We start from the raw sequence: 16,928 nt of genomic DNA, 5'->3' as shown, positions 1-16,928 counted from the left end.
CCACTATTGTAAAGACTATATGGACAAGAAAATTTTGCCGGCGGGCAGTGCCGCCGATATGCAGGCCAGGCGCTCGAATCTTTCCGACGAGAAGCGGAAACTGTTGGCGCTGCGCCTCAAGGGCGCGGCCGCGGGACCGGCCAAAGCGGCCGGCATCGCCCGGCGCGGCGCCAGCGGCCCCCAGCAATTGTCGTTCGCCCAGCAGCGCCTGTGGTTCCTGGATCAATTAATGCCGGGCAATCCGTACTACAACGTGCCCTCGGCCCATTTCATCGAGGGCGCGCTGCGTGTTGCCGTCCTGGAAAAAAGCATCAACGAGATCGTGCGGCGCCACGAAGCGCTGCGTACCACCATCGTCACCGAGGGCAACGAGCCGCTGCAGCTGGTCCAGCCGTTCGCGCCGACCACGCTGGCGCTAATCGATTGCCAGGGTCTCGGTGCCGCTGAACGCGACGCGCACATCGCCGAGCTGGTCCAGGCGGAAGCGGCGGCGCCTTTCGATTTGTCCCAGTCGGTACTGCGCGTCAAGGTGGTGCGGCTCGGCCCCGAGCTGCATCTGCTGCTGCTGACGATGCACCATATCGTCACCGACGGCTGGTCGAACGGCGTTTTCATGCGCGAGTTGATGGAACTGTACCTGGCGTTTTCGATGGGTCTGCCGTCGCCGCTGGCGGAGTTGCCGATACAATACGGCGACTTTTCACAATGGCAGCGCGAGCGCCTGCAGGGCGGCCTGGAGCACACCCAGGTCGGCTACTGGAAACAGCAATTGCGCGACGCGCCGCTGCTGCTGCAATTGCCGATCGATCGCCTGCGCCCGGCGACCCAGTCCTTCCGCGGCGCGGTGCAGAACATCCGGCTCGACGCCGAACTGACCCGGGCCTTGCGCAGCCTGAGCGAGCAAAGCGGCGGCACGCTCTTCATGACGCTGCTGGCCGGTTTCAGCGCGCTGCTGTTCCGCTACAGCGGCCAGCGCGACATGGTGATCGGCACGCCGACGGCGAACCGCAACCACACCTCGATCGAGCCGCTGATCGGCTTTTTCGTCAACACGCTGGCCTTGCGCATGCAGGTCAGCGGCGAACTGAGTTTTTCGCAATTGCTGGCGCAGGTGCGCGACGTCACCTTGCAGGCCTACGACCACCAGGACGTGCCGTTCGAAAAATTGATCGACGAGCTGGGGCTGGAACGCGACATGAGCCGCAATCCGCTGATCCAGGCCACCTTCGCGTTGCAGAACGCGCCGGCGGTATCGGCGCAGGTGCCGAACCTGAGCATCCGGCCGTACGACACGCCGGTGGAAGCGGTGCGCTTCGACATGGAGGTGCACCTGTTCGAGGACGCCGGCGAACTGTCCGGCTGTTTCGTCTACTGCACCGATCTGTTCGACGCCGCCACCATGGCGCGCATGGTCGGGCATTATGAAAACCTGCTGCGCGCCGCCGTTGCGCAACTCGACCGGCCGCTGTCGACGCTGGCGCTGCTGAAGCCGGAGGAAAGAAAACAACTGCTGAGCGACTGGAACCAGACCGACGCCGACTACCCGCGCGAGCACTGCGCGTACCAGTTGTTCGAGCAGCAGGTGCTGCGCACGCCGGCGGCGGTTGCCGCCGAATGCGCCGGCGCGACGCTGAGCTACGCCGAACTCAACGAGCGCGCCAATCGCGTCGCGCGCACGCTGCGGGCGCGCGGCGTCGGGCTGGAGAGCCTGGTCGGCGTGTGTTTCGAACGTTCCCTCGACCTGGTCGTCGCGCTGCTGGCGGTATGGAAGGCCGGTGCCGCCTACGTGCCGCTGGACCCGGCCCATCCAACCGAGCGCCTGGCGTTCATGGTCAAGGATTCGCAATCGTCGCTGGTGCTGACCCAGGCTTCGCTGCGCGCCGCGCTGGCCGGCTGCGGCGTGCCGTTGTGGTGCCTGGATACCGAGCGCGACGGCCTGGCCGACGCCGCCGGCGCCAACCTGGAGCCGCTGGCGCGGCCGGACAACCTGGCCTACGTGATCTATACATCCGGCTCGACCGGCCTGCCGAAGGGCGTGGCGATCGAACATCGCGGACTGGTCAACTACCTGAGCTGGTGCGGCAAGGCCTACCACGTCGAGGCGGGGTATGGCGCGCCGGTGCATTCATCGATCGGCTTCGACGCCACCATCACCAGCCTGTACGCGCCGTTGCTGGCCGGCCAGCGTGTCATCCTGGTGCCCGACGGCGACGAAATCGCCGGCTTGATCGAGGTCCTCAACGCCGACCACCGCTTCAGCCTGATCAAGATCACGCCGGCGCACCTGGACTTGCTCAACCACGCGCACGGCTTGCACAGCAAACAGCCGCAGACCTTTGTTATCGGCGGCGAGGCGCTGCTGGGCAGCACCCTGGCCACCTGGCGTTTGCGCGCCCCGGCGAGCCGCTTCGTCAACGAGTACGGCCCGACCGAAACCGTGGTCGGCTGCTGCGTCTACGACGTGCCGGCCGGCGCCGGGCTGAACGGGCCGGTGCCGATCGGGCGGCCGATCGCCAATACCCGGCTGTATATCCTCGACGGGCATGGTGAGCCGGTGCCGGTCGGCATCGCCGGCGAGTTGCACATCGGCGGCGACGGCGTGGCGCGCGGCTATTTGCACCGGCCCGAACTGACCAAGGAAAAATTCATCCCCGATCTGCTGAGCGGGCGCCCGGGCCAGCGCCTGTACAAGACCGGCGACCTGGCGCGCTACCTGCCGGACGGCACCATCGAATTCCTCGGCCGCCTGGACCACCAGGTGAAGATCCGCGGCTACCGCATCGAGTTGGGTGAAATCGAGGCGGCGCTGCTGAGTCATCCCGACGTACTGGAGGCCGTCGCGCTGGCGCGCGAAGAGCGCGCCGGCGACAAGCGCCTGGTGGCCTATGTGGTGGCGCGCGATGTCGCGCAACAGTCCGGCGGACAGGCGCGGCGCGCCGTCGGCGGCGCGGCGCGCGACGAGATGGTCTTGCAATGGCAGCAGGTGTTCCAGGACAGCTACGGCAAATCGGCGGCGCGCGACCAGGCGGTGCCGGACTTCGCCGGCTGGAACAGCAGTTATACCGGCCTGCCGATCGCCGACGCGGAAATGCGGGAGTGGGTCGACAACACCGTCGCGCGCATCGCCGGCTTGCGGCCGGTACGCCTGATGGAGATCGGTTGCGGCACCGGTTTGCTGTTGAATAAACTGGCGCCGTCGTGCGACTACTACCTCGGCACCGACTTCTCGCGCGAAGCCTTGCACCACACCCAGCGCATGCTGGAAGCCTCGCCCGTGCGCGCGCACATCGAACTGCTGCACCAGCCGGCCCACGATTTCCGCAAACTGGAGGGCAAGTCCTTCGATACCGTGGTGCTCAATTCGGTAATCCAGTACTTCCCGAATCTGGACTATCTGCTGGACGTGCTGAAAAACGCCGTCGACGCGGTCGCCGCGGGCGGCCAGATTTTCATCGGCGACGTCCGTAGCCTGCCGCTGCTGGAGGCCTTCCATGCGTCCGTGCAGGCCTTCAAGGCGAGCCAGCCCTTGAGCCGGGAGGAGGTCGGGGCGCGGGTACGGCAGCGCGCGGCGATGGAGGAGGAACTGCTGATTCATCCGCATTTTTTCTATTCGCTGCAGCAGAAATTTCCGCAGATTAGCCACGTCCAGGTGCTGGTGACGCGCGCCCGCTACCATAACGAGCTATCCAAGTTCCGCTACGACGTCGTGCTGCACGTCGCACGGCCGGTACAGCGGGTCGCCGCCATCGACTGGCTCGATTGGCGCGCCGCTCCGCTGACCAGCGACTATATTAAGCGGCAACTGCTGCTGGACCGGCAGCCGACCGTCGCCATCAGGAACATCGCCAACGCCCGTCTGCAGCACGAGGTTCGCCTGCTCGGCTGGCTGCATGGCGCCGACGCCGGCCAGCCGATGCCGGCGCCTGCGGCCAGCGGCGACGCGGCCATCGATCCCGAGCTGCTGTGGGCGCTGGGTAGCGAGCTAGATTACCACACGGAAATTCGTTACGCCGCGACGGCAGAGGGCGAGTTCGACGCCATTTTCACCCGCCGCTCCGGGGAGGAAGCTTTGCTGTGCTTCGACGATGCCGTGGCGACGGCCACGCCGCCGGCCGGCGGCTGGTCGAACAATCCGCTGCAAAACGCCTTCAAACGGCAACTGGCGGTGGCGTTGCGGCAGCATATCAAGACCAAGCTGCCGGCGTTCATGCTGCCGTCGGCCTATGTCGTGCTCGACGCGCTGCCGCTCACGCAAAACGGCAAGGTCGACCGCGATCTGCTGCCGCCTTCGGCTGGCCTGGGGGGCGAGCCGGACGGCGCGCATATCGCGCCGCGCACTGAAACCGAACGGGTCCTTGCCGCCCTGTGGTCCGAGCTGCTGGGGGTGGAGCGGGTCGGTGCGGAAGATAATTTCTTCGACCTGGGCGGACACTCCTTGTTGACCACGCAAGTCATTGCCCGCGTGCGCGACTTGTTCAAATTGAACCTGCCACTGAGCATACTGTTCCAGCAGCCGACCGTCGCCGCGCTGGCGCAGGTCATCGACGCCGCTGTGCGCGACGGCATCACCGACGTGCCGGCCCCCAACGCACGCGTCAACCTGGCCGCGGAAGTCGTGCTCGACGCGGCGATTCAACCGCTCTCGGCGTTGCCGCAGATCGCCAACCAGGCTGTCGCCAAGGCGATTTTCCTGACCGGCGGTTCCGGCTTCCTGGGCGCCTATCTGCTGCACGACCTGCTGCGCGGCAGCGACGCCCGCCTGTACTGCCTGATACGGGCGGACGGCGAGGAAGAGGGTTTGCAGCGGATCAAGGACAACCTGGCCACTTATGGCTTGTGGTATGCGTCGCTGGCCGCCCGTATCTGCCCGGTGCCGGGCGACTTGGCGGCGCCGCTGCTCGGCCTCACGCCCGAGCGCTTCGCCGCGCTGGCGCAGCAAATCGACGTCATTTATCACAACGGCGCATGGGTCAACTTCACCTTCCCGTATCAAAGCCTGAAGGCGTCGAACGTGGCGGGGACCCAGGAAGTGATCCGGCTGGCCAGCCAGACCCGCAGGAAGCCCTTGCATTTCATCTCGACGGTGTCGGTGTTCCCGGCAACCAAAGACGCCGCCCTCACGATGCTGGAATCGGACCCGCTCAACAATTGGGAAGGCCTTTCCAGCGGTTACTCGCAGAGCAAATGGGTGGCGGAAAAACTCGTCAGCCTGGCGGGCGAGCGCGGGCTTCCGGTCAGCATTTACCGGCCCGGCACCATCACCGGCGACAGCAAGACCGGCACCTGCAATACCAGCGATCTGATTTTCCGGATGCTCAAGGGTTGCGTGCAGCTCGGGCTGGCGCCGCAGACCGACGCGATGGTGGGCATGGTGGCGGTGGACTACGTCAGCGCGGCGATTGTGCATCTGTCGCGCCAGCAGGCGTCGCTGTCGCGGGCCTTCCATATCGTCAATCCACGCTATGCGCCGTTGAACGAGCTGGTCGGCATCGTGGTTGCCCTGGGATATACGATCGACATGACGACGTACGCGCAGTGGCGCGCCGAACTGCTGCGCCGCACCCGGCAGCCGGCCGACAATGCGCTGCATCCTTTCCTGCCGATGTTTACCGAGCAGTCGTCCGATGAACGGGAGCCGCAGTTCGATTGCCGCTACACGCTCGACGGGCTGGCCGGAACGGGTATTGCCTGCCCCGAGGTGGACGAGCAATTGATGCGGACGTATTTCCACTACTTCAATCAAAGCGGTTTCCTGAGCCGGGAGGGCGCTGCGGAGCCGCGCTAAGGAAAGCAGTCGAATCGGCTGCGGCGCACGCACTTGCCGCAGCCGCTAGTCACGTTCTGCCATCAAGACCGCAGATGTACTCGCCAGGCCAACACAGCACGCCAACTATGAAATTGCATTATGAAAATGATTAACTACCTGTTCCGCCAGTCTTGGAAGTTGCTGCTTTTCTCGACCGTGTGCGCGATCATCAGCGGTATCAGCGGAGCCGGGCTGGCCGCGGTGATTGGCAGTGAGATCAATGGCAACGTCCCCGGCGCAACGCTGGCATGGTTGTTTGTGGCACTGGGCCTGATCTCCTTGTTTACCAGAACCTGTTCCGCTTTTTCCTTGATGCATCTGGTGCAAACCGCGATTCTGCGGCTGCGGATAAATATCAGCGGCCGGTTGCTGCAAACCTCGTTTAAAAAACTCCAGGAACTGGGCAAGCCGGCGCTGCTGGCGATTTTGACGAACGATATTAGCACTTTGATCAACGCGTTTCATTTGCTGCCGATTACCTTTGGCAACGCAATTCTGATCGTCATTTGCCTGGGATACCTGGCCTGGGTGTCATTGCCGGTATTTTCGGTGATCGCGGTGATTCTGGTTACCGGTATCTTTCTTTACCATTGGCTCGAACGCAAGCCCTTGCAATCGATGGCGGAACTGCGCGAACACATGGATATCCTGTACCGAAATTTCCGCAGCCTGATCGACGGCAGCAGGGAGCTGCAATTGAATGCGCAGCGCGGCACCTTATTCGTTGACAAGGTCATCGCGCCGGCCGCGCTGGACAACAAACGCCTCTTCATCGCGGCAATGAAGGGCTATATTTTCGCCGACAATATCGGCACCTTGATGTTTTATTGCGGCTTTGGCGCGCTGCTGTTCGTCGTGCCGTTTTGGATGGCGCCGGATACCGATACCCTGACCAAATTCACCATCGTCCTGCTGTTCCTTATCGGGCCGATTTCCCAGTTGATGGGGGCGCTGCCGGTACTGCGCAACGCCGAGATTTCCCTCAAGAAAATTCAGCAGCTGGAAGGCAGCCTGGCCGCCGAGAATATGCAGAAGTTACCGCGCGACCCCTTCGCCCACGGCTTGCCTTTGCATCTGGAATTGCGTGGCGTCTGCCACCATTATTCCCTGGCCGGCGAGAGTAACCGTTTTATGCTCGGGCCGCTCGACCTGAGTATTCGGCAGGGCGAAACCTTGTTCGTGGTGGGCGGCAATGGCAGCGGCAAAACCACGTTGGCGATGCTGCTGCTTGGCTTTTACCAGGCGGAGCAGGGAAATATCCTGTTGAACGGGAAAGCGGTGAACGCGGAAAACCTGGGCAACTACCGCGAATACTTTTCCGCGATATTCTCCGACTTCCATTTATTCGAGCAATTATTGCTGGCGGATCAGGACGAGTTGAGCGAGCGCGCGGCGCACTACGTCAGGGAATTCGGCTTGGCGAACAAGGTCAACGTGGTGAATGGAAAGTTCACCACGATTGATCTTTCCACGGGTCAACGCAAGAGATTGGCCATGGTATCATCGTATCTCGAAGATCGCCCCGTATATCTCTTCGACGAGTGGGCGGCCGACCAGGACCCGGTGTTCAAACGGGTCTTCTACACCGAGCTGTTACCCGAGCTGAAAGCGCGCGGCAAGACCATCATCGTCATCACGCACGATGACACTTACTTCTCCTATGCCGACCGCGTCATCAAAATCGAACATGGACAAATTCAATCTATCGATAACGGCATGGCAATCCATGCAATGAGTGGGAGTTACTCTTGAAAAAACTGGTGTATAGCGGATTGGTCCTGACCGTGCTGGCGCTGGGCGCCGGCTTTGCCAACAGCAAATATCTAAATGCCGGAATCAAGGTGAAGACGGTGGCGGTCGAGCGCGGGGCAATCACGACTTTCGTGTCGGCGCCAGGCAACGTCATCAACCGTGAAGAATTGACGGTGAATACCCCGGTCGCGGCGCAACTGCTGAAGGTCCACGTCGCGGAAGGGGATAAGGTTGAAAAGGGACAGGTTCTGGCCGAGTTCGACGATCGCGAAAATGCGATCCAGATCGGCATGGCGCGCGCCACGCTGACCTTCGCCGAGCAAACCCAGGTGGAGGCGCGCGGCGCGCTGCTGCGCATCCGGCAGATATTCGAGGTCGGCGGCGAATCGCGCAACGCCGTCGAGGCGGCGCAACAGCGGGTCCAGGGCGCGCAGAAAGATATCGAGTTGGCCAAGGCGGAACTGCAAAAAATCCAGCTGCAGCGCAGCCAGCTTCAAATCGTTGCGCCCAGGGCCGGTGTGATCACCGCCAGCCAGGCCCGCGCCGGCGTCTGGAGCAAGCCCGGCGACAGCTTGTTCAAGTTGGCGCCGGACGGCGTGCGCGAAATAGAGATCAGGCTCGATGCGGCCGACGGCGCCGCCGCCACGCCGGGAAAAAGCGTCGCTGTCACCAGCGATGCTTTCGCCGATCGCGGCTGGAACGAGAAGGTTACCTGGGTGGCGCCGGTGACCAACAAGGACAGCATGGCCAATTCCCTGAGCGTGCGCATCAGTCTGGGCGCGGACGCCCCGGCGCTGGTACTGGGCCAGCAAGTCGACGTGAAAATTTCCACCGCGACGCGCGGCCAAATCCTGAAAATACCCTCGGGGGCGATCACCCTGATGCAGGGCAAACCCATGGCGGCGGTGGTGGAGAACGACAGCGTGCATTTCGTGCCGATCGAGGTTGGCATCGGCGATATCACCCATACCGAAGTGGTGCGGGGTCTGAGCGCGGGACAGCGGATCATCTTGGCACAGGGCAAGCCATTGAAGGAAGGCGACAAACTGCATCTGGATGCGGAGCGGGAGCGGCAATGATTGTTTTGCGGGATGTCTATAAGTCCTATATGTTGGGCGAAGTGCCGATTCCGGTCTTGAAGGGAATTTCCTTGCAGATAAAACGCGGCGAATTCGTCGCGATCATGGGGCCTTCCGGTTCCGGCAAATCGACCTTGCTCAATTTGATAGGCTGCCTGGACAACGTCGACCAGGGCGACTATACGCTGGCCGGCGTGCCGATCGCCGGGGCGTCCGAAGACGCGCTGGCCGAAATACGCAGCCAGCGCCTTGGATTCGTCTTCCAGATGTTCAATCTGATACCGCGCATTAACGCATTGAGGAATGTCGAACTGCCGCTGGTGTATTCCGCGACGCCGCCGACGCAGAGGAAGCAACGCGCCAGGGAGATGTTAGAGGCGGTCGGCCTGGCCAACCGGGCCGACCATGCGCCGTCGCAACTGTCCGGTGGACAGCAGCAGCGCGTGGCCATCGCCAGGGCGCTGGTGAACCGCCCGGATGTGTTGATTGCCGATGAACCCACTGGCAGCCTCGATTCGCAAGCGGGGGAGGGAATCATGCAGTTGTTCGACCAGTTGAACCAGAGTGGTATCACCATCGTGATGGTGACCCATGAAGAAGATGTCGCGGCGCACGCCGGGCGCGTGATCCGCTTGCGCGACGGCGTGATTGAACAGGATGTGCGCCGATGAATATATTTTCCTCCAAACGCTGGCGCTTTTTCCTCGACGGTATTGGCCAGTCGAGCCTGGCGCTGAAGGACAATCGCCTGCGGACGGTGCTGAGCATACTCGGTATTACGATAGGCATTGCCGCGGTGATGGCAATCGGCACCGTCAGCAAGGGCGGGCATTTCCTGGTGCTGAATGAGTTGCGCACCTTCGGCTTGAATTCGGTCTGGATTTATCGCGCCAACGCCGAAAAAGATCCGAACCGTATCGTCCGCCAAGGCACCGGCATCGAAGTCGGGGATCTGAGCGTGCTGGGCGCCTCGTGCTGCTCGGCGGTGCGTCGGATTTCCCCGCTTGTCTACAATATCGGGCAGGTCCGCCGGGTGATCCGGGTCGGCAATCGCTTCAGCAACGCGGAGGTGTCCGGTGTCGGCGCGGAATTCGCCGCGATCAATAACGACGTCCTGACGGCCGGTTATTTCCTGCGGACGGAAGACGTCGCGCGCCGGCGCGCGGTGGCGGTGATCGGCACGACCGCGCGCGACGATCTGTTCGGTCCGGCGGCCGATCCCATCGGCAAGGAATTTCATATCGGCGATAAAAAATACACGGTCATCGGCTTGCTCGAACACAAGAAAAGGGATTTCCTGGCCAGCATTCGGTCGATCGAGGACGCCAACAACCGGATTCTCTTGCCGTATACGACGTTTCATGTGCTGAGGGGCAACCAGGATGTCCACGCGGTCCAGGCCGAAGCGACCGAACCGGAATATGCCGACCTGGCCGTGGCGCAAATTACCGGCGTGCTCGATCGCCTGCATAACCGCCGCTTCGCCTACAAATCGGAGACCATGGAAACGTATATCGGCACCACGGACCGTATTTTGCGGGGCGTCTCGCTGATCGGTATCTTGGCCGCCTCGATTTCCCTGCTGGTCGGTGGCATGGGCATCATGAATGTCGTCAGCAATTCAGTTCTGGAGCGTACCAAGGAAATTGGCTTGCGCAAGGCCATCGGCGCTTCCCAGGCCCACATCATGTTCCAGTTCCTGATGGAGTCGGTGATCATTAGTACCATCGGCGGCGTGTTGGGATTAACACTAGGGGCGGTGCTCAGTCTGATATTGACCTGGGTAACAGGATTGCCATTGATCCCCTCGTGGTCGCTGGTGATCACGGCATTGGTCGTTTCGATCATGGTCGGGGTGTTGTCGGGTTATTACCCGGCGCGCCGCGCGGCGCGCTTGCGTCCGGTGATCGCGCTGCGCTATGAGTAGGGTATTCGGCGGCCGGCGCGCGCTTGGCCGGGATAGTTGACACAAGATGCTAGAACTCGACGTGGAAGATATTCATCTGTGGTGCGTTTTCTATGAGCAGATACACGACCCGCTGTTATTGGCCCGGTACGACGCCCTGTTGTCGCCCGCTGAACGCGAACGCATGCAGCGTTTTCATTTTGCCAAAGACCGGCATTGCTTCCTGGTGAGCCGTGTCCTGGTACGCACCGCGTTGTCGCGCTATTCGAGCGTCGCGCCGCAACAGTGGTCGTTTCACGCAAGTCCGCATGGCAAGCCGCGGATCGCCAACGGCGAACTGGATGCGCAAGACCTGTCATTTAACCTGTCGCATACGCAGGGCATGGTGGTACTTGGCCTTACCCGGCGGATGGCGCTGGGCGTCGACGTTGAAAATATGGTCCACCGCGCGGCCCCGCTGGATGTCGCCGAGCGTTTTTTTTCGCGCGCTGAAGTCGCCCAGCTGCATGCGCTGCCGGTCGCGCAAAGGCAGGAGCGTTTTTTTCGATTATGGACACTCAAGGAGTCGTATATCAAAGCGCGTGGCCTGGGCTTGTCGATTCCGCTGGACCGGTTCGGGTTTGATTTCACAGAGGAGGGCGTCGCGAAGATGTCGATTGATCGGGAATTAAACGATGATTCGGCCGGCTGGCGTTTTTGGCAATGCCGGCCAAGCGCCGACCATCTGCTCGCGGTCTGTTCGGCACATGGCGGACGGGCGGGGCGGAAGCTGGTGGTAAAAAATATCGTTCCCTTGACCGGGGCGGAGAGTTTGATCGCAATTGTATAGTTCAATGAAAACCACTCGGGCGTACCGAGCCAGATACCTACATGATGAATAAAAAAATACTGAGCAAATTTCTGTGCCTGAGCCTCGGCGCCGGCGCGCAAGGCATGGCATGCGCGGCTCCCGCCATCGATTATCCAACCGGCTTTACCGATGCGATCCGGCTAGCCCAGGCGCGGCGCGTCGAGTTGAAAATCGCAGGAATCAATGTTGACAGCACGGATGCGCGGATCGACGAAGCCAAGGGAGCCAACTTGCCTTCGCTTAACGCCTATTCGACGGTCCAACGCATCAAGTCATACCAGGATTTTAGCGGGGTGGAGGTGGAAGCGGTGGTCAACAACGTTACCATTCCCGTGGACGTCAGGAGCGTCACTCCGGGGTATCAGATCCATGCCGGCCTGGAACTGAGCCAGGCCCTGTATTCCGGCGGCTTGAATCAGGCGCGGATTGACGAGAGTTTAGCGGTAAAGCGCGGCGTCCAGGCGCAGCAAGAAATAGTTCGGAAAAAAATTGTCCTTGAAGTCAGCGGCGCCTATTGGGACTTGTATAAGGCGCAGCTCAAATATGCGCTGATGGAGCGACGTGTCGAACACGCGAAGGAAGCGGTAACGTTGGCCCAGGATCAGCTCAGCAAGGGCCGGATTGCGCAAATCGAGCTAACCACCAAAGGCTTGTTAGTGGAAACAGCGGAAATCGAGCTGCGCAATCAGGCGCGCCGCATCGGCGACGGCCGGCGCCGCTATGTCCGTGCCGTGGGCGGGGACGCCGTGGCCGAGCGTAATGGCACTTCTCCGCCGCTGAATGGCAGAACGGAGGAGATCGAAGCGCTGCTGGCCGATTTTCGACCTGCGCCGTCGCCCGAAGTGCTGATTGCCCAAGCCGACCTGGACGGCGTGAAAGCGCGCGCGCTGCAGGTGGGGTCGGAATATAAACCAACGATCGACCTGTTCGCCCGCTACAACGGTATCGGACGCGACAACGGCAACATGGGCGATGCGGTATCCCGCTACGGCAGGGATAATTTGAGCATTGGGGTGCGCTTCAAATGGAATTTGTTCGACGGTTACCGCAGCAATGCGCGCGCTTTGAAGGCGTCCTTGGAAACCGAACAGGTGCGCCTCAAGTTGGAGCAGACCCGGCGCGAACTGGAGAATGATTTTCAGGACAAGCAGTCGCTTGAAGCGGAGCTGCAAGACCAGCTTTCACTTGCCATCAAACAAGCGGATGTGGCGCAAAGCGAACTCAAGATCGCCAACAAGCGTTGGGAAAACCGCCTGATTTCCATGGTTGACCTGCACGGCGCGCAATTGCGGGTAGAGGAGGCACAGGATAAAATCAAGGTCGCACAGATCGACGTACTGATCGCGCGGCTTGCCGCCACACTGGCGAAGACAAACTAGGGGTTGGTGAAGTGGCTATGAGAATTGCCCATTGCCTGCCTCTAAGAGTACAGGCAATGCGCATCAACCCGTGGTCGAACAGCGTTGTTCAGAATGTCATCGACGGCGGGGTTGCTTAATTCGATGCGAAGCGTTTTTCCGCGTGTTTTTCCGGCAAACCGTCTTGAAACAGCGTATCGAACATTATGACCCTGGCCTCTAAGCCGGATATGAAATACTCGTCATGCGTTGAAATCAGCATGGTACGGCTAGTCCGCGAGGCTTTCACAAGGCCGATCAACACTTCGCGCGCCGCCAGATCCAAGCCATTGCTCGGTTCATCGAATAGCATGACGAGCGGCTCGCCGATCCACGCGGCGGCCAGCATGGTTTTCTTTTGCGTGCCAAGCGACATGTCCGAAATCCGGGTGTCGAGGTGCTCCGCCAAGCCGAGGCTTGCCGCGATTCGGAAAACCTCCGCGCTGATCTGGCATTGCTTGGCGTACGCGACAAACTTCAAAAATTCCCGGCCTGTCATGAACGGATACACCGGACATTCGTCGGGAACGTAAGACAGGCAGGCCTTGGCAAGCAGGGGGAATTCCCGCATGGAGTGCGGGCCGATCTGAATTTCTCCGCTGTCTGGTTCGACTATGCCAGCCAACATGCTCAACAGTGTCGACTTACCAATTCCATTCGGCCCGCGTAGAGCGAATACGCCATGGCCTAAGCGATCAGTAGCGTTGTTCAGAACATGTTTATGTCCAAACGACTTACACAGCTTGTCAAAATGCAGCACGATTCGCCCCTAAAGATGCACAAATAATGTCAGCACGGCCCATAGCGCGGCGCTTACTGAGCTTAAAAAAACGGCTTGGCGTTCCGCATTGACTTGTGGCAAGCGGAGTATCCCTATCAGCGCGACGTAGCTTGCGCTGGCAAGGAGTACGGCGGCAAGCAATCGGGCGTGATGAAATACGATCACGCTGCCGAGCACCGCGGCGAAGGGCATGCCCAGCAGCATCAGTAGCGCCGTGTCAAACTTGCGTTCCCATTTGTCGGGCAGCGGAAGCGCGGCGACGATGGGCCTGGCGGCGCTATGCGCCATGTGCAAGTCGCGATACAAGCCGCTGATCACCAGCGCAATGCAGGCTAGCGCAATGACCGCCAGCGGAACAATGCGTTCGTCATATTCCCACACTGCCATCAGTCCCAGCGCCAGCGCCGCGATGCCGATTGCGACGACGACTTTTCCCAGCGTTTCCGCAAGGGATTGGCGCAGCAGGAAATGTAATGGGATAAAGGCCGCCGGATGCACACGTGACAGTGACGCCATCGAGAGGGCTTTGGAAAAACTATTCTGCAAGGCGCGCACGAACGGGATACGGGCGGGGGCCGGGACCACGGACGCCCACAGGCCGACACTGGCCAGTGTCAATCCCAGCAGGATCAACTGTGCCGTTGGGCTGCTGCCCGGTGCCCAAGCCAGCAGGATATTGGCGAATGCAATGCAGGTCCAGGCGGTATATTGTCGATGCAGGGCTTGAAGTTGGGTGATGGTCATCAGCACCAAAAAAACCAGGATGAACAGACAGTGGAGGAGCCATGCGAATGCGCTCTGATCCTGGACGAAGAACCAGCATACTGCCGCAATCGGCATGAGGAATAGGGGACTGTTTGCGGTCGACACGATGAGCAAGTCGACCGTACTCCGCTGCTTGCGCGTCAACGGAAGGGACTGCGCATACTGCATGAATTCGCCACCGCCGACTTGATCTCGTTGCATCATTATCCAGATCACCGCGAGCGCCTGCATGGTGCAGATATATGTATAGCGCCACGCAAAGCTATCTTCCGGCGACATTAACAGCAGCACCGGAAAGGCCAGCGATTTAACCTGGGATAGCAGCGAAACACCCATAGGCGCAAGTACGGCGAGAGTCAGCAGGAGTGCCTGCCAGCGTCGCAGCAACAGGCGGCCGGTAGCGAGGCCGTACCATCGCAGCCGGCTGCGCAAGAGAATTTCGATCATTTATTTGCGTGAGGCGGGAGGCGAAGGTGCTGTTCCAGCACTGGAGCGGATGGTGGCTTCATAAATGGCGATTGCGTCCGTTAGCGACTCTTTTTTTCTTCAGCGGCGAGATACTCGGCCAAATCGGCAATGGTTGAAAAATCCCAGGCCAGCGTCGGGGATAGTTTCAAATTCAATAAATCGGACAGTTCGCCGGAGAGGGTGAAGGCTTCAACGGACTCCAAACCGAAGTCGGACAGTCGGTCGCTTACGCTGATCTTGCTGGGTTTCACTCCGAGCAAGCAAGCCGTGCGCTCGACAATCCAGGACTGAATCGATTCGACAGTATGCTCCGATGCGAGCGCGGTATGTACCTCAGCCATAGATCTCCACCATGATGTTTTGTAATGTGATGTGAAAGCGCGGGTGCTACGAAGGGTGTTGCATAGCTCTGCCGAAGGGCTGAACTATCTAATGTAATGATAAAAATGCATGGTATAGCATTTAACAACGCTGATCAAGCGAAATCCTGAGGCCGGCGGCGCGCTTCGCCGAAGGGGGATCAGCTTGTTGCTCATATTGAAATTGTTTACTATTATATAATATACTCACATATCCAGAGGCGGCAATTCGGTGAAAGAGTGAATGCTTGCTACAGTGAAATAGAATGTGCCAAGCCGCATGTAGATGCTGTCTGCAAGGCCATACAAGGGTGCAAATATGGAAAACAACGTGGTACATCGCGCGGCGGAAGACCTTGAAAAACACTTGGGCGACCCTCGACGGGAAGAGAATCCATTTTCTTATCGTCAGGCACTTCTTGACGATGAAAAGGAGAGCTTTCCTGAGACGCTATACGAGGCGCTGAATACTTGGGGGGTGGCTTCTTACTATATTCCCCCCGCCATTGGCGGCCGCCTGCACTCGTTTCAGGAGCTGGTCGCAATAGTGAAGGTCGTCGCCAGACGAGATCTGACCGCCGCGATTGCGCACACCGCGATCTACCTCGGATCGGCGGCTGTTTGGCTGGCCGGTACACAAGCCCAGAAGGAGGGGCTGGCGAGAACTGTCCAGGGCGGCGGTCCGGTGGCCTTTGGCTTGACTGAAAAAGAACACGGCAGCGACCTCCTTGCCTGTGAAGTCAGCGCAGTAAGCGTGGACGGCGGCTTTCTGCTCTCGGGGCAAAAATGGTTGATTAATAACGCCCAACGCAGCGCGGCGATGGTGGTGTACGCAAAAACCTCCGCGCAGGGCGGGCCCAGGGGATTTTCCTTGTTTGTCCTGAATAAAGAGCAGCTGGATAAAAATAACTACGAGTACATCCCTAAATTAAAAACCCACGGTATCCGCGGAGCGGATATCTGCGGAATCACGTTTGATCGCTGTTTCGTTGCATCGGATGCGATCATTGGAATGCCCGGGTCCGGGCTTGAGTTGACGCTCAAGTCATTGCAGGTGACCCGGACAATGTGCGCCGCATTGGCCCTCGGCTGCGCCAACACGGCATTGTTAACGACCCTCGATTTTTCCCTTTCGCGCTCCCTATACGGAGGCAGCATAACGGACATTCCAGCCGTGCGAAGAAAACTGGTGAATGCCTTTCTCGACATGCTGATTAATGACTGCGTGACGACTGCCGCGGCCCGCGGGCTGCATATCGTGCCTGAGCAGTTCAGCACCTGGTCGTCTGTGGTGAAATATTTTGTTCCCGTTACGACTGAAAACATGATGCATGATTTGTCGTCGCTGTTGGGGGCGCGGTATTATCTCAGGGAAGGAAACGAGGCAATCTTCCAGAAAACCTTACGCGACAGTGCGATCATTAGTCTTTTCGACGGAAACACGGCGGTCAATCTTCAAAATATCGCTTTGCAACTGCGTTTTTTGCTGAGTGGCTCAGGTGGGGGCACCAAGGGGAATGAGGGACTCGCCGACCGTCTCGACAAGGTATTTTGCCTGGGGACCGAATTGCCGGCATTCGACGCCGCCAAACTTGCATTGTTTAATCATGGGCAGGATGACGTGCTACAAGGCTTGCCGCGATGCGTAGAGCTTCTGCATACCCTTAAAGAACAGTGACTATTCAGCCTGAGCGTACAGCGTAGAAAGTTGTTGTAAACGAATCGTGGATAACGCATCATGCGTGCATGCCACCAAAACCGCCCC

11 protein-coding genes are annotated in these 16,928 nt (G+C 60.1%); 8 read left to right on the top strand and 3 right to left on the bottom strand.

The genetic code is table 11. The features are described 5' to 3' along the window. Positions 1–19 precede the first annotated feature (19 nt). The 7 genes from ACFDR9_RS10745 (at position 20) to ACFDR9_RS10715 (ending at position 12,772) form a co-directional block, all read left to right on the top strand. Complete coding sequence (locus tag ACFDR9_RS10745; RefSeq protein WP_409030992.1) at positions 20–5,785, top strand: amino acid adenylation domain-containing protein; 5,766 nt, start codon at positions 20–22, stop codon at positions 5,783–5,785. 120 nt (positions 5,786–5,905) lie between these two features. Then, positions 5,906–7,558 carry a cyclic peptide export ABC transporter gene (locus tag ACFDR9_RS10740; protein ID WP_409030991.1) on the top strand — a complete coding sequence of 551 codons (1,653 nt, stop codon included), beginning with the start codon at positions 5,906–5,908 and terminating at the stop codon, positions 7,556–7,558. After that, positions 7,555–8,637: an efflux RND transporter periplasmic adaptor subunit gene (locus ACFDR9_RS10735; protein WP_017879285.1), complete on the top strand. Its 1,083-nt coding sequence runs from the start codon at positions 7,555–7,557 to the stop codon at positions 8,635–8,637. Before ACFDR9_RS10740 ends, ACFDR9_RS10735 begins: the two co-directional genes overlap by 4 nt. After that, the gene (locus tag ACFDR9_RS10730) at positions 8,634–9,308 is read left to right on the top strand and encodes an ABC transporter ATP-binding protein (RefSeq protein ID WP_035789060.1); all 675 of its coding nucleotides are present in this window, start codon (positions 8,634–8,636) and stop codon (positions 9,306–9,308) included. Before ACFDR9_RS10735 ends, ACFDR9_RS10730 begins: the two co-directional genes overlap by 4 nt. Beyond that, positions 9,305–10,564 carry an ABC transporter permease gene (locus ACFDR9_RS10725; protein WP_017879283.1) on the top strand — a complete coding sequence of 420 codons (1,260 nt, stop codon included), beginning with the start codon at positions 9,305–9,307 and terminating at the stop codon, positions 10,562–10,564. Before ACFDR9_RS10730 ends, ACFDR9_RS10725 begins: the two co-directional genes overlap by 4 nt. Positions 10,565–10,610: 46 nt before the next feature. Next, entirely contained in the window at positions 10,611–11,372 is a 762-nt protein-coding gene (locus tag ACFDR9_RS10720) for a 4'-phosphopantetheinyl transferase family protein (RefSeq protein ID WP_409030990.1), read from the top strand. A 41-nt stretch (positions 11,373–11,413) separates the two neighbouring features. Further along, a complete protein-coding gene (locus ACFDR9_RS10715; protein WP_409030989.1) occupies positions 11,414–12,772 on the top strand; it encodes a TolC family protein in 1,359 nt (452 codons plus the stop codon). Positions 12,773–12,887: 115 nt separating this feature from the next. Here ACFDR9_RS10715 and ACFDR9_RS10710 read toward each other — a convergent pair whose 3' ends face one another. The 3 genes from ACFDR9_RS10710 to ACFDR9_RS10700 all read right to left on the bottom strand — a co-directional run bounded on the left by ACFDR9_RS10710 (position 12,888) and on the right by ACFDR9_RS10700 (position 15,145). After that, positions 12,888–13,550, bottom strand: coding sequence for an ATP-binding cassette domain-containing protein (locus tag ACFDR9_RS10710; RefSeq protein WP_409030988.1), 663 nt, complete (start codon positions 13,548–13,550; stop codon positions 12,888–12,890). Between the two features lie 9 nt (positions 13,551–13,559). After that, complete coding sequence (locus ACFDR9_RS10705; RefSeq protein ID WP_409030987.1) at positions 13,560–14,783, bottom strand: hypothetical protein; 1,224 nt, start codon at positions 14,781–14,783, stop codon at positions 13,560–13,562. An 80-nt stretch (positions 14,784–14,863) separates the two neighbouring features. Then, a complete protein-coding gene (locus ACFDR9_RS10700) occupies positions 14,864–15,145 on the bottom strand; it encodes an acyl carrier protein (protein ID WP_409030986.1) in 282 nt (93 codons plus the stop codon). Positions 15,146–15,482: 337 nt separating this feature from the next. Between ACFDR9_RS10700 and ACFDR9_RS10695 the strand changes: the two genes are divergently transcribed. After that, a complete protein-coding gene (locus tag ACFDR9_RS10695; RefSeq protein WP_409030985.1) occupies positions 15,483–16,841 on the top strand; it encodes an acyl-CoA dehydrogenase family protein in 1,359 nt (452 codons plus the stop codon). Positions 16,842–16,928: the final 87 nt, after the last annotated feature.

This window comes from Janthinobacterium sp. CG_23.3, from assembly GCF_046115965.1.
GTDB lineage: Bacteria > Pseudomonadota > Gammaproteobacteria > Burkholderiales > Burkholderiaceae_D > Janthinobacterium.
This window is presented reverse-complemented; position numbering and strand designations above follow the sequence as displayed.